Genomic DNA, 21655 nt, shown 5'->3' on the forward strand with positions numbered 1-21655 from the left:
TTCGCTGCATTTTACCGTTCTTAATCGCGGTATTGTCCAAGAACCGCTTGAGTTTACCGCGGTATTGTATTGCCGTTTTATAATATGATATCCGCAGAATCATTGTTCTGCAATAAGCATGTATTCGACGGAATCCATAAGCGCCTTCCAGCTCGCTTCCATTATGTCGGTGGAGACTCCGACTGTCGTCCATGTCTTTTCTCCGTCGCCGGATTCAATGAGGACGCGAACGGTGGCCTCGGTGGCGGCGTCGGAATTCAGAACTCGCACCTTATAATCTATCAGCTTCATTTTGTCCAGCTCGGGGTAAAACCGGGCGAGCGCTTTTCGAAGCGCGTTGTCCATCGCGTTGACGGGTCCGTTTCCTTCCGCGGCCGTCGTTTCTTCCGCGCCGTCCACCGCTATTTTAATCATCGCGACGGCGGGCAAGCCCTGTCCCGGCTCCGAAAGCACGAGCTTAAAATTTAAAAGCTCGAAAAAATTGCGGCGGCGTCCAAGAGTGTCATATATAAGCAGCTTTAATGAAGCGTCGGCGTTTTCGTAAAAATAGCCGCGCTTTTCAAAATGCTTGATTTTCTCAAGAAGGATGTTTATTTCCGGTGAATCGCGTGTGATCGAAGGCTCGAGCTCACGCACCTTCAATAAAAGAGCTGATCTTCCGGAAAGCTCCCCGATGGATATATGTCGTATGTTTCCGAAGATGGACGGATCGAAAAGCTCAGACGATTCCGGCAGCTTTTGAAGCGCGTCGATGTGCATCCCGGCTTTATGCGTGAACGCGCAGGAACCGACAAACGGTTGGCGTTCGTCAAATGCGACATTCGCGATGTCGGCGACACGGCGCGATACGGCGGTCAGCTCCGAAAGATCCTCCGTACAGCGGGCAGAGTATCCGAGTTTGTATTTAAGAATCGGAAGGAGTGTAGATATGTTGGCGTTTCCGCATCTTTCTCCGAGCCCGAGAAGCGTGCATTGAAGCTGACGCGCCCCGGCTTCAAGAGCCGCGAGCGAGCCGGAAGTGGCCAGGCCAAGGTCATTATGACAATGGATACCGATTATTTTACCGGGATGACGAGAGCATACGTCTTTTGCCGCGGCGCCGATTTCTGCCGGCAGTGAGCCGCCGTTCGTGTCACACAGCGTGACGGCTTCTGCTCCGGCGAAGAAAGCCGTTTCGACAGCCTTAAGTGAATATTCGGGATCGTATTTATATCCGTCAAAGAAATGCTCCGCGTCAAAAATGACTTTTCTTTTTTGGGAAATGAAAAACTTTATCGTTTCCGATATTATTCTGAGGTTTTCCGCGGAGGTAGTCTTCAGGATATTGCGTACAATGAACACGGAAGCTTTTCCGACTACAGAGACATATTCTGTTCCGGCTTCGAGTGCGGCGGTGACTGATGCGTCCGAATCAGGATTGTGTCCCACCTTGCAGCAAGCCGTAAAGGCGCAGATTTTCGCGCGGAATGAGCGCTTCTGAAGCCGGGCGAAAAGCTCTGCATCCTTAGGGGCACCGGACGGATTTCCTGCTTCAATAAAATCCACTCCGAGATCGTCGAGCAAAGAAACGATTTTCAGCTTGTCATTTATTGAAAATGAGATCCCGGGGGCCTGCGCTCCGTCCCGGAGCGTCGTATCGAATACGAAAAGTTCTTTCATCAATTATTCTCCGTATAGTACAATGCGCGGTTTATCGCGTTTATATATGATTTGATGCTGGCTTCAATTATATCGGTTGATACGCCTCTGCCATGGAATATATTTCCGGAATATAATATTTTTACGCTTACCACGCCCAAAGCGTCGGCGCCCTCAGTGGCGGCGCTGATCGAATATGCGTCCAGCGAAACCGCTTCGCCGACAATCCGGTTGACGGCGTTGAAGGCGGCGTCTATCGGACCGTTCCCGACGGCTGCCTCTGTGATGGATGCGTCATTTTTATTAAGCGTGAGCATTGCGCTCGATTTCATTGACCCTGAGCTTTGAATCTGGAAATCGATAAGCTTATATCCGTTGGTTATGAGCTTTTCGTCGATCTTTTCACGTATTATCTCTGATATTTCATCGTCGGCGACCGTGTTTTTCTTTTCCGCCACGAGCTTGAACGCCTCGAATGAGCTTTCCAGAGTTTCCTGATCGAGAGAAAATCCAAGCTGAGAGGCGCGACTTTCAAAGGCATGCCGTCCGGAAAGCTTGCCAAGGATTATACGGTTTCCGGTACGTCCGATGTCCGTGGGCGACATAATCTGATAAGTGTTTTCATTTGACAACACGCCATGCTGATGTATGCCCGATTCATGCCGGAAAGCGTTTTTTCCGATAATAGGCTGACCGACAGGAATCGGCACACCGGAAATTGACGAAACAAGACGGCAGGTCTTTGCGATTTCTTTTATATTAACATTTGTATCAAAACCAAAAAAATTATTACGAACCCGGATCGCCATTATGATTTCTTCAAGAGAAGCGTTGCCGGCGCGCTCGCCCAATCCGTTTATCGTCCCTTCAAGCTGAGTAACGCCGGCGCCGGCCGCGGCCAGGCTGTTCGCGACCGCGAGTCCGAGGTCGTTGTGGCAATGTGCGGCAAGCACAACATTCTTTATTCCGGCGGTATCTGTGAAAACTCTTTTTATCATTTCGGCATATTCGGAAGGAATGCAGTATCCGACAGTATCAGGGAAATTTACAGTTGATACGCCGGATGCGATTACGGCTGAAAAGACACGGCAGACAAAACCGACGTCAGAGCGTGTCGCATCCTCCGCGGAAAACTGCACGTCGCCGCAAAGACGCTTTGCGAGCTCGGCGGATTTCACTGCGCGTTCAAGCACCTCCTGCTCGGACATGTTAAGCTTGTATTGCATATGTATTGGACTTGTGGCTATAAAAATATGTATGCGCGGATTTTTTGCTTTATCCAAAGAACGCGCGGCGGCTTCGATATCCTGCTCCGTACATCGGGCAAGTGCGCAGAGCTTTGTATTTCCGACGACCTCCGCGGCGGCGCATATGGCGTTGAAGTCGCTTTGAGAAGCGGCGGCAAAACCGGCCTCGATTATATCGACGCCAAGGTCGCAGAGCTGCGCGGCAATTTCGCGTTTTTGAGTAAAAGAAAGGTTCACGCCCGGGGTCTGATCTCCGTCGCGAAGCGTTGTGTCAAGTAATTTTATCGTTTTCATTATTTTAAGCTCATTTGCGCATTTATATCCAGAATAATACTTCAAGTATATATTCATTTTGCAATTATGTCAATATGACACTTTAACAAACAAGCTTTTATCCCAAAAATCATGTCACTTGACAAAGACAAATGAATATAATATAATATGGAAATATTGAAAATCATGTAATATTATATAGCTTTGCGGGAATAATCTCCGCAGAAGGAAGTTTTATGCAGAATACGGAAAAAACAATGGAAAAAATCGTCGCGCTGTGCAAAAATCGCGGCTTTGTATATGCAGGCAGCGAGATATACGGCGGGCTTTCTAATACATGGGATTACGGCCCGCTGGGCGTTGAATTTAAAAACAATGTAAAACGCGCATGGTGGAAAAAATTCGTTCAGACCTCTCCTTATAACGTCGGTCTTGACTGCGCTATACTTATGAATCCTCAGGTATGGGTCGCTTCCGGACATGTCGGCGGCTTTTCTGACCCGCTCATGGACTGCAAGGATTGTAAAACACGTCACCGCGCCGACAAGCTGATCGAGGATATCGCCGGAGAGGGCGCGGCCGCAGGGATGACAAACGATCAGATGCTGCAGTATATCCGTGAACACAACATTGCCTGCCCACAATGCGGCGGACACAATTTTACCGACATAAGAAAATTTAACCTTATGTTCAAGACCTTTCAGGGCGTAACAGAGGACGCGAAGAACGAAATTTACCTTCGCCCGGAAACTGCTCAGGGCATTTTCGTTAATTTCAAAAACGTTGCCCGCACGACTCGCAGGAAAATTCCGTTTGGCATAGCCCAGATAGGCAAATCCTTCAGAAACGAGATCACCCCCGGCAATTTCACCTTCCGCACGAGAGAATTCGAGCAGATGGAGCTGGAATTTTTCTGCAAACCGGGTACGGATATAGAATGGTTTAAATATTGGAAGCAATTCTGCGCCGAGTTCCTTTATTCTCTCGGCATGAAAAAGGAAAACCTCAAACTCCGCGACCATGATCCGAAGGAACTTTCTCACTATTCAAACGCTACCACGGATTTTGAATTCCTGTTTCCGTTCGGCTGGGGCGAGCTGTGGGGCGTCGCTGACAGAACCGATTTTGACCTTTCTGCGCATGCGCGTGTAAGCGGAGAGCCGATGGAATATTTTGACGCCGAGACAGGCGAAAAGTTTGTTCCTTATGTTATAGAGCCGTCGCTGGGTTGTGACCGCGCCGCTCTCGCGTTTTTGATAGATGCCTACGATGAGGAAAAGATCGGCGACAGTGACTCGCGCGTCGTGCTTCACCTTCATCCGGCGCTTGCTCCCGTTAAAGCGGCTGTGCTTCCGCTGTCAAAAAAGCTTTCCGAAGGCGCACGTAAAGTATATGAAGTCGTTGCGGAAGAGTTCAACACAGATTATGACGAAGCGGGCTCAATCGGCAAAAGATACAGACGTCAGGACGAAATCGGCACTCCTTATTGTATAACATATGACTTTGACAGTGAAAGCGACGGTTGTGTAACGGTTCGCGACAGAGATGATATGCAGCAGGTACGTATGCCGGTCTCCGAATTGGTGATTTTTTTGAAGGAAAAGATGAAATTTTAACAGATAAATAAAAAAATACACAAAAAGCGCAATCTTACGGGAAAAAAACTATTGATTTTATAAATTGCATGATGTATAATGAAAAGAAAACCAGGGTATAATTTAAAATTTGACGTAATTCATTTATATATAAGTATTTAATTTTATACGAAATGACGAAAGGAGGGCGGCCGAAATGGGTATTTCAAAGACGCCTGACGAAACCAGGAACAGCAAAGATAAATTCATGTCGGCGCTTGCGTCGGTCGTCGCTCCGTTTTTCATATTTGGCAGAGGGTTAAAGAAATTTGTATATCGCTCCAGAAACCGCGCCAGGCTAAAGGGCGCTCCGGCTGCTTTGCTTTACGGCGATTCTGATAAGAAAATCGGTTTCTGGACTCTTTATTTCGGTTTTCGCGCAGGAAAGCTCGGACTTATAGATTCAGCGTACAATTCGCTTTATCTTATTGCGTCGGTCGCCGCGGAACGTACAGAACGCGTTCCGATGAAGGAATACGATAATGTAATGGATCATCCGCACGGATGGTTTTCCGATTCATCGAAGATGTGCGGCGAAACACGCTATGACAGGTATCTTGCGTGGCTTGACGCTCTTGCAAGGTTCAAGGGTCGGCTTCCTTTTATCCGCAGATACAGGATCCATAAAGACGGCACGATGTATTGCCGCCGCTTCGGATCGTTTATAAAAAATAATGCGGCTTATATCACACCTGCCATCAGCGCCGCCGTATTGGTTTTCATAATTTCCTCCGAACTGCCGATAAAGCCCGCCATAGTTGTCAGCATAGGCGATGAACGCGTCGGCTTCATACAGTCAAAGAGTGAATTTGATTCTCTGGTAAAAGATACGGAAAAGAGCGCTTCGGATGTCCTCGGATACTCGTTTAAATTGCCCGAAAAGATAACCTATACAGTTGAGCTTTCAAACAGCAATAAATATGTTTCTAAGGAAGAGCAAACATACAGCTTGAATAAGCATACATCGGCTTATATCACTTCCGGATACGGCATGTATATCGACGGAGTCCTTGTCGCAGTCAGTGAATCACGCGAAGTATTTGATTCCGCGATAGCATCCGCGCTAAATCACGAGCAGCAGGAAAATCTCGATGCTGATATATCTCTTTTAAATAATATCTCTTTTTCACACGATACATACCCGGTCGAAAGCTTTATGACCAAAAGTCAGATTTCTTCTCTGCTTATGTATGGAAGTGAAAAAAGCGTAAAAAGCGCAAAAAGCGAGTCGGTCGTCATTGATTCGGTCGCAGGGGCTATGGTCAGGGAATGCGCTGCAGTGTCTTCTGAAAATGCCTATTTTCTTTCGGAGGCATCAGCGGAAGGGCAGTCACCGCTTGATTCATCTTCAGAAGCATTGTCTGATGAAACAGCGGCTCTTCATTACTCCGTGACATCGGTCGAAAAATATGCGGTCACAGTTGATTATACTACAGAATACATCGACGACAATACAATTTTTATCGGAAAACAATACACGAAGCAAGATGGAGTTTCCGGTATTAACATGATCACCGCCACTGTCACGAGAGTAGACGGCGATGAAACCGAAAGAACAATTGAAAGCACCGAAACGCTCGTGGAAATGGTTCCGGAAATAATCGTACGCGGAACCCGGATACATCCCGAAGAACGCACTGACACAGGAAATAAAATATTTATGGTTCCTCTTGATTTGTTCTATGTGACATCATATTACGGGATGCGTGATCTTGACGGAGACGGATACAAAGAAGATTATCATACCGGAGTAGATCTTCGGGCCGAGATAGCGACAGATGTATATGCCGCCATGAGTGGAGAAGTCATATTTACCGGCTATATGGGATCATATGGGGATTTGATAAAAATTCAACATCCTAACGGAATGTATACTTATTATGCCCATCTGTCCTCATACAAAGTGAAAGTCGGCGACACGGTTAAGCAGGGGGATTTGATCGCTCTTTCCGGAGACAGCGGGAATACTCAGGCTCCGCATCTCCATTTCGAGATACGAAATTCAGATCTTGAAACGCTTAATCCGCTTAAATATCTTTTAACTGAATAAAATATCAAATTATTATGGCGGCGCCGCGATTTTCGCGGCGCCGCATTTTAATTATAAATATAGCTGTTTTCGAGAAAAGCTTCAATATAAATTTCGCCATAGAGCTTGTTTATACTTATTACATCATGTTGCTTTGCAGGTTGAGAAATCACGTGCTTACTTCTATTTGCAATCGGTGCTTTGCGCTTTTAAAGTGAAAAGGAAAAAGATTATTCTGTTATAATACAATAGATAGGTGACAAGATATGTGACAAAGAAGCAAATATTTATTAACTCGACATTAAATAATTACCACTCAAAGAGAGAAAAGACTCTGGTATATAGGCTTTTCTCTTATAAAACAGACTTATTTAAATGCCGTTTAATAATATCTGCCTTTGTTAAAGTGTAACCTATCATTGACACCTCAAAACATTTTTAAAAAATTTTGTTACCCATTGACGAAAGTGTGCTTTTGATGTTATACTGCTCATAGAAAAACGTCCTCTTCTTGTATGTGTTTTTGTTGTTATTAACATCATACTATATTTGAGTCCGTTTTTCTACTTTTTTGTCACCTACCTATTGTATCATAACATTGCAATTATTTATTTTGCGAGTTAATAATATAGTTCTGCGGGTAAAAAGGCGTTCTGCGCGTTTTTCCCGAATTAAGCTTCGCACGGCAGGATATAAGCACACGGCGTGATGAAAACGCATACTTCCGGCTTTTTTCTCTCCCTGTCCTGCGCGGCTTCGGGGAAAGGGTGATCAGATGTTTTTTAAGCTCGGCTTTCGCGGCGCAGCCAATACGATAAAGCGAGCGCTCGGCGTAATGCTTTTTCTCTGCTATTTCCTCGACCGGATAATCGTGCATATATCGCAGAACCAGAAAATCGCGGTACCTGTTGTCGTCTATCGCGTCAATTGCGCGGCTTAATTTGACGGCGTACCTGTCACAAAGCCTGCATTTTTTAACAAGTCTGCGGCGGACTTCTTCTTTGTCGTAAAAAATGCGCCTGACAAGCTCCATTTCCTGACTGTTGATTGTGTTTTTGCTATTAAGCCGCAAACACAGCTCACTGTTTTCGCGTTCTCCAAGCAGCTTTAAAAGCTCCCTGTCCGAAGAGATATCACGCAATAGCATTTTAAATAAGTAAAGATAAGTATCAACGTTCATAACGCATCCGTTCCCGCTGATTCATTAATCGCCGTTTTTGTTTTCGTATAGATTGTCAATGTAGTTATCATCTCCTCCGTCAGCTATAAGATTCAGCTGCCCTCGGATGGCGTCGAGAGCCTCTTCAACGCTTTCGATTGTCCATTTAAGGTCTTCCGCAATTTCGGAATAACCTGAGGGTATATACGAAAACGCTTGCCTGAGATGATACAGCGTGTTTTTCATATCTTCGGTTTCATCGGAAAAGCATTCCGATACTTGGCCGGGGTTGTTTTGCTTTATCATATGTCCTTCCTGTATATTTTATATATTAAGAGGCATGCGCCTGCTTTATCACTCTGTAAGTCATTATAACACTCAGGCTAGTAAAAGTCAAGGAATAATTACGAAAATTCGTAATTATTTATCATTGAAATGATAACAAAAATTTGATATACTATAAGATATAGGTTTTATTACTCGTAATATCCCATAAACGGGATGAAAGGGAATACCATGTTAAGGATCGAGCATTTGACAAAGACATATTCCGGTAAAACTGCCGTATCCGATCTTTCGCTGCACGTAAAGCCGGGTGAAATTTTCGGCTTTATAGGGCACAACGGAGCGGGAAAAACGACTACCATCCGCGCTGTCACGGGTGTGCTGGATTTTGACGGCGGCGATATATATATTGGCGGAGTTTCGATTAAAAAGGATCCTGTGAAATGTAAATCCATGCTTGCATATATACCTGACAATCCCGATATATATGAAAATCTCACAGGAATTCAATATCTTACGTTCGTCTGCGACGTATACGGAGTATCCGGAACAAGAAGAAAAGAATTGATTTCAAAGTATGCAGGTATATTTGAAATAGAAAATGTTCTCGGCGATCTTATAAGCTCATACAGCCACGGCATGCGTCAAAAGCTCGTCGTGACTTCCGCTTTGATTCATTCGCCGAAGCTGATGATACTTGACGAGCCCTTTGTCGGGTTGGATCCGTCCGCGGCTCATACACTGAAGCTTATTATGCGTGAGCTGTGCGATAACGGAGGAAGTATTTTCTTCTCTACTCATGTCCTTGACGTAGCTGAAAAGCTGTGTGACCGTATAGCGATAATTAAATCCGGTCGCCTTATTGCGGCAGGAAAGACTGATGAAATACGCGGAGACAAGAGTCTTGAGGACGTTTTCCTCGAGGTGACAAATGAATAATGCTTCGGCGTGGAAGCTGACAAGGCTTTATTATAAAAATACGCTCGGAATCAACAAGCTGCTGAAATCTAAAAAAAAGAATAAATACATAATTTTCGCGCTGTGGTGCTTTTTGTTCCTGTATGTCGGAGCCGCGTTTATATTTACATCCGGCTTTTATTCATATATGCTTACCGAGCAGTTCACGGCATTGGGGGTCGACGCGAATCTTTCAATCACGCTGATGATGACTGCCGCTTCGATTATTTCGATCGTTTCTTCGGCGTTTTCGGTCAAAGGGATGCTGTTGTGCCTCAGGGATCACGATCTGCTTATGGCGATGCCGGTGCCCGCGGGAAAAATTGCCGCTTCCAGACTTTTGAATGTCTATCTGATGAATTTCGTGATCTCACTATTTGCCCTTGTTCCGTCTTTTGCCGCAAACGCAATTATCGGGGGCTTTTCGCAGACAAAAGCCGTCATATTCTTCATCACGCTCCCTGTTGTCGTGCTTCTCCCGACAATAATAGGATGCCTGGTCGGAATTGTTTTGCTTCTTGCTACCTCCGGAATGAAAAAATCGAACACTGCTTCGATAATTCTGTCGTTTATTTTTCTTGCTTGTCTGATGTATTTCTCCTTCAAAAGCGGTGATGTTGAAAATATGGGAGGAATCGCCGCAGTGATAATGGACAAGGTAGTACGCATGTATTTTCCCGCGTCATGGTATAATTCCATGCTTGGAGGAAATATCGCTTCACTTGTCTGCTTTGCGGGCGTATCGGTCGCATCCGCGTTTGTGTTATCATTTCTTTTTGCGAAAAACCTTTCGCGTATGAACGCCCGAATTACAGGCGTCAAGTCAAAAGGCGACTTTTCCATTGCAAAAAACGGAGTAAAATCCGGTTCTGCGTTTGGCGCCCTTTTCGTACGGGAAGCGAGAAGATATTTTTCTTCTGTAATATATGTCACAAACACTTTATTCGGATCTGTCCTCATGGTCATCGCTTCCGTTGCCATATGGTTTGTCGGAGATGAGACGATTGCAATGCTTGTTTCCAATTCCGCAATGCCCGCCGGACTCATTGATTTTGTTTTGCCGTATGCGATCGGCTTCTGCGTAATGGTCGGCTGTACGTCGGTTTCCTCGGTATCCCTGGAGGGCAACCGTATTTGGATACTAAAATCGCTTCCGGTTGATACTGTCAGAATACTCGGCGTGAAGGTGCTGCTGAGCTTTGTTCTTTCGGCGCCTGCTGCGGTGCTGGCGGCTATTTCTGTCGGACTAAGACTTTCATTGAACCCCGGAGTCATTGCCGTCACCGTCATGCATTGTCTTGCTTACGTCGTATTCTGCTCGGTTTTCGGCTTGATAATCAATCTTCTTTTTCCTAAAATGCAGTGGCAGAACGATGCTGAGGTCGTGAAGCAATCAGCCTCGGTGATGGTTGCCATGTTTTCAAATATGGTGTTGCTTGCCATTATTGTTTTTGCCGGTATTTACACCGGAGCTGGCTCGGTCATGCTGAATTTAGCCGTTGCGGTAGTGTTTATTATCGTGGATGCCGTCATGTGGAAGCTTATCAGCGGATGGGGTACCAAAAAATTCTTAAAAATCAATTAAAAGCCGGTGAATTCCGATGAAAATCCTGATGGCGACAAACGGCCTTGACATAGGCGGTGCGGAAACTCATATACTTGAGCTTTGTCTTGCGCTCAGACGCATGGGACACGATATCACGGTCGCTTCAAACGGGGGAGTATACGAAGCCGATCTTGCCAGTGCCGGGGTGCGCTGCGTTCGTTTACCGCTTAACAGCAAAAAGCTGAAAGACGTGTTCGCTTCGCGCGCGGGGCTTGCCCGGCTGATAAAAACAGAGCGGTACGACATTGTGCATGCCCACGCGCGCATTCCCGCCGCGATCCTCGGATCGCTGAGGCGTTCTCTTAAATTTAAATTCGTCACTACCGCTCATTGGGTATTCAATCTACGTCCGCTCTGGCGGTTGCTTGCAAATTGGGGCGACCGCTGTATAGCGGTCAGCGAGGATATCAAGCAATATGTCATTGATGAATATTCATATTATCCCGATTCGGTTTCGGTTACGATAAACGGCATTGATACAGTTAAGTTTTCTCCCGATACGCCATGTGCGGATATCGCGGAGAGCTTCGGAATGAAGTCCGGAGTAAAAACAGTATTATGCGTGAGCCGTATAGATACGGACAGGAGCCTGTCCGCGTTTCTTTTATGCGACGCGGCGTTTGAGCTTTTCAAATCAGGCAGGAAGCTCAATGTCGTGATAGTGGGAGCGGGTTCGGATTACAAGAAGCTGAATGAAAAGGTCCGGGAGATAAACGAATGCACTGGCTGCGAATTGATAAAGCTTGCCGGCTCACATACGGATATAAATAAATTTATCGCCGCCTGCGATATTTTTGTCGGGGTTTCCCGGGCGGCGCTTGAGGCGATGTCCGCCGCGCGTCCTGTTATCCTTGCCGGCAACGAGGGATATCTTGGGATTTATCGCAAAGAGCTTTTCGAAAAGGCATACGACGGCAATTTTTGCTGCCGCCAAACGCGATCCGCATCCGTGGAAGAGCTTGCGCGAGATATAGAAAGCCTGATGGACATGCCGGACAAAGAGCTTGCGGTGATCGCGGGAGAAAATCGCGAGCTTATCAAACAGGTTTATTCCGTTGAACACATGGCTGATGATTATCTGAGAACATACAGTGAGCTTGCGCCGTATGAAACGTTTAAATTACCCGATATAGTGATAAGCGGTTATTACGGCTTCGGCAATATGGGCGACGATTCGTTCCTGCAGGTTATGGTGCGGGAGATAAAAAAAGCGCGTCCCGGCGTGAAGCTGTGCGTGCTTTCAAAAACGCCGCGCAAAACGGCGCAGATTTACGGTGTAATGTCAATTGGCAGACTTAGAATTATCAAGATATATTCTTTGATGCGCTCCGCATCTCTTTTGATAAGCGGAGGCGGCAGCCTGATGCAGGACGAAACGAGCAGCAGATCGTTTATATATTATACTGTCGTCATGCGTATAGCGAAGCTTGCCGGCGCGAAGCTTATGATATATTCAAACGGTATAGGGCCGATCAACAATAACTCAAATATAAAAACAGCACAGGATTTACTGACCGCGGCTGATGCCGTTACACTCAGAGAACCGTCGAGTTATGAATTTTGCAAAAAATTACCCGGCATAAAGGCAGAGCTTTCGTGTGATCCCGCACTTTTATTGGAGCCATGCGGAAAAAAGCGTGAGGAACTCTTATTAAAAAAATGCGGTATATGTGACTTCAACTGTAACTGTAACTTCAACTGCAACAACAGCGAATATAAGAAATATTTTGCCGTTTCTGTCAGAAGTTGCACAAATAAGCGGCATCTTGTCGAAGAACTTGGCAAATTTTGCGCCGGTATGCGCGCGAAGGGATACGAGCCTGTTTTCTTTCCCCTACAACGGAAAGCGGACATGGGTATATCAATGCGTGTTCAAAAAGCCTGCGGAGGAGGTATTATCGCGAAGGAATTGACCGCCGGTGAGTTGATCGCTGTACTGAAACGAATGGAATTTGTCGTTGGAATGCGGCTTCATATACTTATATACGCTTCGGCGGCAGGGAAAAATGCAATCGGAATAGCTTATGATCCTAAGATACGCGATTTTCTTGAATATATCGATTCATCATTTTGCGTTATGGCAGAAAGTTTTACCGCAAATGAGCTTACTGAGATGTCTGAAGATATAATCATTCATAAAAACGAATATGAGCAAAAGCTAACCGGAAGGGTGCGCGAATTAAAAAAACTCGCCGTACGCGATGCGCGCACGGCGGCTGAGTTTGTACCCGCAAAGGATTAACAATTCAGTTTAATTTATTTTTCTCTATGAGATCAATGATTTTTTTGCCATTGTATACACTGTCCCAGTCCTTTTCAAAGTCATCCATCGCATAAAGGGTAAGGGGATGGTATAAAAGCTTATCGAACATATCAGGTGATATCGTGACGGACTGCGCGCCTGCCATGACGGTCTTATGAACCTGTTCGACATTTTTAAAGCTTGCGGCAAGAACCTTTGACTTGATATCGTGTGTTTTGAACAGCTCGACAATTTCTTTTACGATTTGAACGCCGTCGGATGCGATATTATCAAGCCGGTTTACATACGGCGCTACAAAATCCGCACCCGCCTGCGCCGCCAGGAAAGCCTGCTGCTGCGTAAATATGGCCGTCATCGTTACGTTGAAGCCTTCTTTTTTAAGGCGCATTGTGGCTTTAAGCCCTTCAGGTGAGATCGGTATTTTTATATAGAGATTGCTTTCTACAAGCTTCGTCAACGCGTATGTTTCGCGGACAATATTATCGGTATCAGTAGAAGTGGTCTGTATGTGCAGCATTCTGTCCGGCCCGATTACTTCGCGTATTTGTCGGATCAGCCCGACAAAGTCCGTTTTTTCTCGGGAAATAATAGACGGATTGGTCGTGACCCCGCTTATCGGATAGAATTCGAGGCATTTCTTAATGGCTTCGACATTTGCGCTGTCAATGATATATAGCATTTTTCTCCCTGGCCGGCGACATACCGGAATGCCCCGGCAAATTGATTTTTTATTATTTATCCATAATTATAATATAATGCGCTGCGTCTGTCAAGGAATTAACGGATAGTTGCGATATCAGCAAGAAAAATTTGCATTTACTTAATATTTATGTACGAGAATACACTAAATTTGCCATTTTTACGCCATAACTATGAAAGGTTTACATTGATGAATAAAAAACCTCTTGACAAGGGCTTTGTCCGTCTCGGACTCGAAATAGGCGACACAAGAGATAAATATGAAGAATACATGAGCTTTTTAAGCGATAATTACGATCTTGAAAAGCTCGATTTTCTTCTTATATATGTATCTCCCCGCGAAGTAAGTCGGGAAATGTTTTATGAATGGGCGAAATTCTTAAGCGATCACGATATATGCTTCGCATTTTTATATACTCAGCAACGCGGAGCGCCTAAAGACAGGAAAAGCCACCTTGATGCCGAAACTGTACAAGGAATAAAAGAAATAGCAAAAGAATATTTTATCGGCGATATGATCGGAGAATCCGGCGGACTTATGAGCTGGTATGAGGATTATTTCAAGAATGTGCCTTATTCGCTTCCGACCGATCTCGAGAATATGAGCGAAGCAAAAAAGCTGTATATCGATCATGTATCCGAGCTTGTAAAGCTTGATAACGATATGGGCATAAACAATGTGCTATCGGTTGAGGCGACCGCATGCGGCAGATATAATCTCGAGGCGGGTATAAAATACCTTTTTCTTGAGATGATGTGCGGTGATCCGGAGAAAATGACAGCTTCGGTAAGAGGCACCTCACGCGCTTATGGGCGCGATATATGGGGCTGTCATATCGCGCATGAATGGTACGGCGGACTTCGTCATGACGATGTTCTTAAATATTCGCGTCTAAGGCTTGCATACAAATATGCGTATATATCCGGCGCAAATTTTATTTATCCCGAAAGCGGAGATTTCGGCATGGTTTCATACGGTTATAAATACCCGAAAGATCATGAGTTTTGCCGCGAATACCGCCTGGCATGGGACGAATTCGCCGAATTTCTGAAAAACGATCACCGGCCGGAAAACGGTCCGCTCGTAAAGGTTGCATTTGTGCAGGGCAATCTCGATTCTTATGACGGGTGGGGCGCGGCAACCGCGTGGAATCAATTCGGAAGAACAGAATGGGGCTATTCCGATGCCGAAAAATCATGGGAAATACTGAAGAATGTAACTAAAAAGGATAAATGGCACATTGTCGAGAATTATGGAGAACACGATGTGTCAAACGCGCCCGCATATGGTCAGTATGACCTGATTCCTTCAGAAGCTCCGGCCGAAGCCATGAAACGATACGATGTATTGATATTTGCCGGTTGGAATACGATGACAGAGGAAATATTCGACAAGCTTTCAGAATATGTTCGCTGCGGCGGAGTGCTGTTTATCACCGCCGCGCATCTGTCGGTGAGCGATAAAAGAAACGGTGGATTTACGCCGATATCGGAAGAAAAGATATCCGGACTTTTAGGATTTGAATTTACCTCTCATACGTTCAGACGCAATTCGGGATATAAATTTTTCAAAGAAAGCTTCATTCCCGAAATGCGTTACCCCGCGTCCGGCGATACATTCTCCGATCCGATCCTGCCGTCCGGTTATGCCGAATTTGCCGGAACGAAGGTTAACTCAGGAGTGGTTCGTGCTGTCGCGTGCGATAGCTTCTGGGAGAGAATGACGTCGCCTGCCGTTCTGATAGAAAATCGCTTCGGAAAAGGAACTGCGCTCACCCTTACGTCGGTATCTTATCCCGGAGCGCAGGGAGTTTTTCCTCTGTATTCGAGGATAGTAAAGGAACTTTGCAATTCGACGCATCGCCGGGCTGATATCAAGGTTATCGGAGGCGATGATCTTACCTTCGCCGTTTATCCGGACGGAAACAAAAGAGCGGTATATATAATTAACACCTCCTTTGAAACAGGTTGTGAAGCGAAGATAATATGGAGCGGAGAAAATCAGACAAAGATTTTTCTTCAACCGCTTGAAATGAAAAGGCTTGATTTTACTTTATAAAATTCACTATTCTTTCCCGATGTAAAACATCGGGAATTTTTCATTCCACATATTTACAAATTGCGCAAAGGGCTTATAATGTAAAGTGAAAAAATGATTTAGAGGATAAAATGGATAATCGGGATAAAATACGCGATGATATAGATTTTATCGGTAGCGTTATGCGCACGTCAAAGGTTTCACCGGATCGCTTGAGCGGATTTATTAATAAAATTGGGATTATAATGACAGCATATGCAGTTTCAAGGATAATATCCGAAATTCTCTATTCATTGCTGAAATTTCTATTGCTGGATGGATATTTCGAAAAATTCACTCATCTTAGCACAATATCAAACTATGTTTTTTTCGGAATTAATATCCTTCTGTTTGGCATCGCGTTTTTTCTGTCATTCAAATATTCCGCTACAATAAGATATGGCGGAGACGACTACGAAAAGCTTGCCGTAAAAACGTTTCTTTTTATCACCGTTACTGCAACGGCTATAATATTGCCGCGGTACATTTTGTTTATGAATATCAATTCATTAGATATTGTTTTTCCGACGGCGTCTGTGACGCTTGTATTAATGACCGGAGAGCTTTTACATCTGAAAATGCTTAAAACGCACAGTATAGTCATCCTCGGCACCGCATTCACCTTATATATGATTATCGGTGCCTTTTACAAAGTCAATATAACTAATAATGGCACAATGCGATGGATTGATTCAGATGCTATGTTGAAATACGATTTGCTTATATCTGTTATTAATACGGCAGTTTCGTCTTCAATACCTGCCGTGGTTTGTCTTTCGGCGGCATCTGTTCTTAAAAAAGAAATTAAGAAGGAATGTAAAATTGAATCTTAACAGCGTTCCGGAGGCTTTTTCTTCGAGGCTGCGCATAGCGATCATATCTTCGCTGTACTGCGGAGAGCGAGATTTTGCCGAACTCAAAAGAATAACAGGAGCCACAGACGGCAATCTGAGTGTTCAACTCTCTAAGCTATGCGATTTTGGATATACTGAAACCCGCAGAACCATCCAAAACAAAAAATCACACACCGTCTGCCGTATTACCGAATCCGGAAAAAGCACTTTTGAGGAATATGTAAATATGCTAAAATGCTTGTCTGAAGCAGCGAGATAATAAAATGGTAGGTTGTAAAAAGAACCTTCAATAGTAAAAAGAATCCATATCAAGAAAACATAAATTATATTTTGAGGATTTTGTCGGAAGTTGCCGAGTTTTTCGTTGCTGTATTTTTTCTTTGTTCAGTTTTTCCCGATAAGAGTGTCGAATTCAAGTCAAAACGCAAAAGATATATTAATAATGCACAAAATATGTGCGAAAAGATTTGACATGTTGCCTTTTTTATTGTATAATAACCGAGTGAATATGTTTATCTGGACGCTTATAGTCGCTTAACACGCAGAAAAATTCGTATATTGACAGATTTAAGTAAATATTATCGGTTTTCTGCCTGCTCATATAAACAATTTATACCTGAAAAGAAACAATTTCCCTTGATTTACCTGAACCGACGCATTTTCTTTGCGGCGGTTCTTCGGGCGATAAAGGAAGATCGTTATACAAAGGTAAGCAATTTGTTCCATTATTCCGGGCTTACGAACCTGCTGTCGGATATCCGGCGGTCGGTTTCGCGGATCGTTTTCATTATGATTTTACTGGCTGTCAGAATGCCGGATACCAAGGAGTGATTATTTTTGCCAGCAAACAAGCAAAAAAACAAGCAGGGCGACAGAGGCCGCATCAAAAACGTCAGAAACTACCGAAGCATTGCGATCCTTGCCGTTGGCATATTGTCGGTTTATTTTCTTCTTACGGGAAAAGACAACCTTGATGTGACTCTAACGCTTTGGGAAAATTCGTTATATCTTGCGATTGCGGCCGGGATTTTACTTGCGGGCGCGGTTGTATACCGTTATTTAACCGTAAAAAACAAAATTGACGAAAAATACCGGATTATTACATCCTCAGCTCTCGTCTTCGCGGCGTTTATTCTCTTCGTTTCAATACTTGGCTTTAAGTTTTTCGGAGTAAAGTATGTCCCCCAGCTGATCGCCTTTATAATCGCGGTTGTGCTGCTTTATTTTTCGTCGTTCATATTTGATTCCGCCGCAGTGCTGTTCATCGGATATACCTTTGCCGCCGCCGCGATCATATGGACAATCAGCATTTTTAAATTAAATCCGATTTCGCTTTTCTCAGTGTTGATTTGCGCGGCGGCTGTCGCTGTTTTTGCCGCTTTCTTCGCAATGATAATTATCATACGTAAAAAAGGAACGACATTCAAGCATTATCATTCCGGTAAATATCCTTTTATCGCAGAAAAAGCATTGATATGGCCGTTTGGGGTGACGTTGGCGATTTTTTGCGCCTCCTGCGTTACGAGCGCACTTGCTATCGGATACGAATTTTATTACCTTATCGCATTCCTCATTTGGCTTGTTATATATTCTATTTTAAAATCGATCTCAATAATTGAAAACTGAGAAATCGGATTCGCGCGTTAAAAACCGCCTGAGCTGCTGTCGCCCGCGAGACTGCTTCTGCTGTTTTTGCTGACACGGCGGCGCCCCAATCTATAAAGGAGCATCATCGCCCATGTCAAACAGATTATTTCAAAGTATAGTGCATCAAATGAAGGATGCGATAGACCGTATTATAGGCGTTGTTGATGAATCCGGCACAATCATCGCCTGCAGCGAGCTTGTCAGAATAGGCGAAACGGTTCCGGGCGTCAGGGAAGAGCTTCTATACACCAATGATCGTTTTATCCTTGAGGGATATACTTATTATCCGATCAACAACCATGGACGCATCGAATATATCGTATTCGTCGAAGGAGAAGACGCCGTTTCGGAAAGCAACGCGGCTCTTATGTCCATATGTTTATCAAATCTCAAGGCTCTGCACGACGAAAAATACGATAAATCAAGTTTTATAAAAAATATCATTCTCGATAATATTCTCCCTACGGATGTATACGCGAAGTCAAAGGAGCTTCATCTGAACGGAGATATTCCGCGTATTGTTTATCTTATTAAATTCAACGGAAAAGCAGATATTGTGCCCGTTGACGTTGTTCAGAATATGTTTCCGGACAGAAACAAGGATTATGTTCTCAGCGTCGGTGAAAATGATGTTGTGCTTGTCCGCGAGCTGAAAGCTGTCGTCGCCGCCAAGGAAAGCGAAAAGGTCGCCCGTACGATTGCAGACACCGTCGGGACGGAGTTTTATGTTAAGGTGACCATAGGCATAGGCACAACCGTCGAATCCATAAAGGATCTTGCCCGTTCATACAAAGAGGCTCAGGTTGCCATTGAAGTCGGAAAGGTATTCGATACCGAAAAGACTATAATTAATTATGAAAGTCTCGGCATAGGCAGGCTCATATATCAGCTTCCGACTACTTTGTGTGAGATGTTTCTTTCCGAAGTGTTCAAGAAAGGCGCTCTTGAGTCGCTTGACAGGGAAACCCTTGTCACCATACAGGCCTTTTTTGAAAACAATCTCAATGTTTCCGAAACCTCGCGTAAGTTATTTGTTCACAGAAATACGCTCGTATATCGTCTCGAGAAGATCAAGAAGCTTACCGGTCTTGATCTTCGCGAATTCGATCATGCAATAACTTTCAAGGTTGCGTTGATGGTAAAGAAATACCTCACCGCAAAACCTGTCAAATTTTAACGCAGTAAGGCGATCATATATGCCATGTCAAATGAATCAAAGATAACAAAAGCCGAAAAAGAAAAGTATATAATACAGTTCAAGAATGTCACGCAAAGATATCCGAACGGAACAAAAGCGCTTAAAAACGTCAATCTCAACATTGAAAAGGGTGAATTCGTTTTTATCGTCGGAGCTTCCGGTGCGGGCAAGTCGACCCTGGTAAAGCTTCTCATGCGCGAAGAAAAGATATGCGGCGGAGAGCTTAGAGTAAACGGCTTCGACCTGAAGAGGATGTCTTCTTTCCGTGTCCCCATATTGCGCAGAACCGTCGGAGTCGTGTTTCAGGATTACCGTCTGCTGCCAAAGCTTACCGCATATGAAAATATTGCTTTCGCGATGCATATGATCGGTGAACCGAAAAGTGAGATAGACAAACGCGTCAAGGCATTTTTAAGGCTTGTCAATCTTGATGACAAAGCAAATTCCTTCCCGCATGAACTGTCAGGCGGTGAACAGCAGAGAGTTGCTTTGGCAAGAGCCGTTATAAACAAGCCGGCGATAATTCTTGCGGACGAGCCCACCGGAAATATCGATCCCATGATGAGTGTCGAGATGATGGAGCTGTTATGCAAATTCAATAAATGGGGCACGACCGTTGTCGTCGTCACTCACGACAAGAATCTCGTGGATTATTACAGCAAAAGAGTTGTCACGATCAACAACGGTAAAATTACAAGCGACAAGCAGGGCGGTATGTTCGATGAAGATTAAAGTACCGAAGCTGGGATATTTTATAAAGCTCACTTTTCAGGGCATATTCAGAAACGGCGTCATGTCGTTTGCTTCCATGCTTGTGCTGATGAGCTGTCTTATCGCCACCGGAACGGCGTGGCTTTTATCAATCAATATCGATTCAAACCTAGAAGATATAAATAATTATAATAAAATTGTTGTATATGTGAAAGAGGACGCGGACGATGACGCGATCGAATCTATACGCAACGCGCTAAACAGTATTTCCGGAATTACTGATATTACATATGTATCCAAGGAAGATGCCCTTAAGGACATGACGGAGAAATACGGCGACATTGACGCGTATATCCAAATGTTCGGCGACACAAATTTTTTCAAGCCATCGTTTCGTATAACATACGCACAGGCCTCTGAAGCCGATAATATAGTTTATCTTATCCAGCAGATTCCGAATATCGACAAGATAAACAGCCGTCAGGATATTGCGAAAAAAATTGAGGAACTCAAAAGCGCGGTTTCCCTGATATTCACATGGCTTGTTCTTCTTCTGTTTATAGTATCAATTTTTGTGATTATAAACACCGTAAAGGCGTCCGTTTTCGCAAGGAAGGATGAAATAGCGATAATGCGTTATGTAGGGGCATCGCGCTTTTTCATCGGCTTTCCGTTCTTTTCTCAGGGAATAGTTATAGGTGCCATTTCCGCCGGGATAGCCTATTTTATGCAGTCGTATCTGTACGAATATTTCGCTCAGGGGACTTTAGGCGGATATTCCATAATAAATATCATCCCGTTTAATACGGTAAATATTAAAATACTGATTGCTTTTTTAGTAATCGGTATAGTTACCGGTGTGACAGGAAGCGTTATTTCACTGAGAAGATATACGAAAGTATAAATTGTTAATCTCCAAGAACTTGTTTTTGCTATTGTTCCACTCTCAAAAAACGAGAAAAGTAGAGATAATAATAGAAAACATGATATGTAATTTTGAGTTATTTAATATTTAGACGTTTCCAATTGTCAATAATATATTTACTCGAAATTCACTTAAAGATAATGAACGCGGTTTCTTTATAGGTCGTATGTCTCCAACCTAATGGCATTTCGTCTTCAATATATATTATTATAATTCAAGTCTGGATAAACTGTAATCAAATTTATATTACAGTTTTGTTCAGACTGTGAGTTTTATATTTACTTAAAGCTGAAACGATAATTCTTAGGATTAGAGGAAGGACAAAGGCCTTATATGAAAAACATAAAGTCAAAGCTGTTCCGTTTTGCCAATCTTTTTCTTGCTCTGCTGATATTGCTGGCTCCTGTCGTGCTCATGCGCTCCGGCGCCGAAACGACCATAGAAGAAGACAAA

At 44.1% G+C, this 21655-nt stretch carries 17 protein-coding genes; 12 read left to right on the top strand and 5 right to left on the bottom strand.

Going from position 1 to position 21655, the window contains the following annotated elements; all coding sequences use genetic code 11:
* Window positions 1–99: 99 nt before the first annotated feature.
* Window positions 100–1659, bottom strand: coding sequence for a citramalate synthase (cimA, locus tag VB118_08290; GenBank protein MEA4832598.1), 1560 nt, complete (start codon window positions 1657–1659; stop codon window positions 100–102).
* Entirely contained in the window at window positions 1659–3182 is a 1524-nt protein-coding gene (locus tag VB118_08295) for a 2-isopropylmalate synthase (GenBank protein MEA4832599.1), read from the bottom strand. The genes cimA and VB118_08295 overlap by 1 nt, the downstream gene beginning before the upstream one ends.
* 212 nt (window positions 3183–3394) lie before the next feature.
* On the opposite strand from VB118_08295, the gene VB118_08300 reads away from it, so the two are divergent.
* Both VB118_08300 and VB118_08305 read left to right on the top strand, forming a co-directional pair.
* Window positions 3395–4774 (top strand): glycine--tRNA ligase, encoded by a 1380-nt coding sequence (locus tag VB118_08300; GenBank protein MEA4832600.1) that lies wholly within the window; start codon window positions 3395–3397, stop codon window positions 4772–4774.
* Window positions 4775–4949: 175 nt separating this feature from the next.
* Entirely contained in the window at window positions 4950–6842 is a 1893-nt protein-coding gene (locus VB118_08305; GenBank protein ID MEA4832601.1) for a peptidoglycan DD-metalloendopeptidase family protein, read from the top strand.
* Window positions 6843–7425: 583 nt separating this feature from the next.
* Here VB118_08305 and VB118_08310 read toward each other — a convergent pair.
* Entirely contained in the window at window positions 7426–8001 is a 576-nt protein-coding gene (locus tag VB118_08310) for a hypothetical protein (protein MEA4832602.1), read from the bottom strand.
* A gap of 24 nt (window positions 8002–8025) precedes the next feature.
* Window positions 8026–8286 carry a hypothetical protein gene (locus VB118_08315; GenBank protein ID MEA4832603.1) on the bottom strand — a complete coding sequence of 87 codons (261 nt, stop codon included), beginning with the start codon at window positions 8284–8286 and terminating at the stop codon, window positions 8026–8028.
* Between the two features lie 210 nt (window positions 8287–8496).
* Between VB118_08315 and VB118_08320 the strand changes: the two genes are divergently transcribed.
* The 3 genes from VB118_08320 to csaB are packed head-to-tail and all read left to right on the top strand — an operon-like array spanning window position 8497 to window position 13070.
* Window positions 8497–9204, top strand: a complete 708-nt coding sequence (locus tag VB118_08320) for an ABC transporter ATP-binding protein (protein ID MEA4832604.1) — start codon at window positions 8497–8499, stop codon at window positions 9202–9204.
* Window positions 9197–10807 (top strand): hypothetical protein, encoded by a 1611-nt coding sequence (locus VB118_08325; protein ID MEA4832605.1) that lies wholly within the window; start codon window positions 9197–9199, stop codon window positions 10805–10807. Before VB118_08320 ends, VB118_08325 begins: the two co-directional genes overlap by 8 nt.
* Window positions 10808–10823: 16 nt before the next feature.
* Entirely contained in the window at window positions 10824–13070 is a 2247-nt protein-coding gene (csaB, locus tag VB118_08330) for a polysaccharide pyruvyl transferase CsaB (GenBank protein ID MEA4832606.1), read from the top strand.
* 4 nt (window positions 13071–13074) lie between these two features.
* Here the strand turns inward: csaB and VB118_08335 are convergent, their stop codons facing one another.
* A complete protein-coding gene (locus VB118_08335) occupies window positions 13075–13770 on the bottom strand; it encodes a fructose-6-phosphate aldolase (protein MEA4832607.1) in 696 nt (231 codons plus the stop codon).
* A gap of 210 nt (window positions 13771–13980) precedes the next feature.
* On the opposite strand from VB118_08335, the gene VB118_08340 reads away from it, so the two are divergent.
* The 7 genes from VB118_08340 to VB118_08370 all read left to right on the top strand — a co-directional run bounded on the left by VB118_08340 (window position 13981) and on the right by VB118_08370 (window position 21181).
* Window positions 13981–15849 (top strand): hypothetical protein, encoded by a 1869-nt coding sequence (locus VB118_08340; GenBank protein MEA4832608.1) that lies wholly within the window; start codon window positions 13981–13983, stop codon window positions 15847–15849.
* A gap of 110 nt (window positions 15850–15959) precedes the next feature.
* Window positions 15960–16700 carry a hypothetical protein gene (locus tag VB118_08345; protein ID MEA4832609.1) on the top strand — a complete coding sequence of 247 codons (741 nt, stop codon included), beginning with the start codon at window positions 15960–15962 and terminating at the stop codon, window positions 16698–16700.
* Window positions 16690–16980 (top strand): transcriptional regulator, encoded by a 291-nt coding sequence (locus VB118_08350; GenBank protein MEA4832610.1) that lies wholly within the window; start codon window positions 16690–16692, stop codon window positions 16978–16980. The genes VB118_08345 and VB118_08350 overlap by 11 nt, the downstream gene beginning before the upstream one ends.
* A 578-nt stretch (window positions 16981–17558) precedes the next feature.
* Window positions 17559–18347, top strand: a complete 789-nt coding sequence (locus VB118_08355) for a hypothetical protein (GenBank protein ID MEA4832611.1) — start codon at window positions 17559–17561, stop codon at window positions 18345–18347.
* Between the two features lie 112 nt (window positions 18348–18459).
* Window positions 18460–19545 carry a helix-turn-helix domain-containing protein gene (locus VB118_08360; protein ID MEA4832612.1) on the top strand — a complete coding sequence of 362 codons (1086 nt, stop codon included), beginning with the start codon at window positions 18460–18462 and terminating at the stop codon, window positions 19543–19545.
* Between the two features lie 69 nt (window positions 19546–19614).
* Entirely contained in the window at window positions 19615–20298 is a 684-nt protein-coding gene (gene ftsE, locus VB118_08365) for a cell division ATP-binding protein FtsE (protein ID MEA4832613.1), read from the top strand.
* Window positions 20288–21181 (top strand): permease-like cell division protein FtsX, encoded by an 894-nt coding sequence (locus VB118_08370; protein ID MEA4832614.1) that lies wholly within the window; start codon window positions 20288–20290, stop codon window positions 21179–21181. Before ftsE ends, VB118_08370 begins: the two co-directional genes overlap by 11 nt.
* Window positions 21182–21655 lie beyond the last annotated feature (474 nt).

This window comes from Oscillospiraceae bacterium, from assembly GCA_034925865.1.
Taxonomy (GTDB): Bacteria; Bacillota; Clostridia; order Oscillospirales; family SIG627; genus SIG704.

Coding starts and splice junctions, on each gene's coding strand:
- cimA (MEA4832598.1), bottom strand. CDS start 1,659: ATGAAAGAACTTTTCGTATTCGATACGACGCTCCGGGACGGAGCGCAG.
- VB118_08300 (MEA4832600.1), top strand. CDS start 3,395: ATGCAGAATACGGAAAAAACAATGGAAAAAATCGTCGCGCTGTGCAAA.
- VB118_08305 (MEA4832601.1), top strand. CDS start 4,950: ATGGGTATTTCAAAGACGCCTGACGAAACCAGGAACAGCAAAGATAAA.
- VB118_08310 (MEA4832602.1), bottom strand. CDS start 8,001: ATGAACGTTGATACTTATCTTTACTTATTTAAAATGCTATTGCGTGAT.
- VB118_08315 (MEA4832603.1), bottom strand. CDS start 8,286: ATGATAAAGCAAAACAACCCCGGCCAAGTATCGGAATGCTTTTCCGAT.
- VB118_08320 (MEA4832604.1), top strand. CDS start 8,497: ATGTTAAGGATCGAGCATTTGACAAAGACATATTCCGGTAAAACTGCC.
- VB118_08325 (MEA4832605.1), top strand. CDS start 9,197: ATGAATAATGCTTCGGCGTGGAAGCTGACAAGGCTTTATTATAAAAAT.
- csaB (MEA4832606.1), top strand. CDS start 10,824: ATGAAAATCCTGATGGCGACAAACGGCCTTGACATAGGCGGTGCGGAA.
- VB118_08335 (MEA4832607.1), bottom strand. CDS start 13,770: ATGCTATATATCATTGACAGCGCAAATGTCGAAGCCATTAAGAAATGC.
- VB118_08340 (MEA4832608.1), top strand. CDS start 13,981: ATGAATAAAAAACCTCTTGACAAGGGCTTTGTCCGTCTCGGACTCGAA.
- VB118_08345 (MEA4832609.1), top strand. CDS start 15,960: ATGGATAATCGGGATAAAATACGCGATGATATAGATTTTATCGGTAGC.
- VB118_08360 (MEA4832612.1), top strand. CDS start 18,460: ATGTCAAACAGATTATTTCAAAGTATAGTGCATCAAATGAAGGATGCG.
- VB118_08370 (MEA4832614.1), top strand. CDS start 20,288: ATGAAGATTAAAGTACCGAAGCTGGGATATTTTATAAAGCTCACTTTT.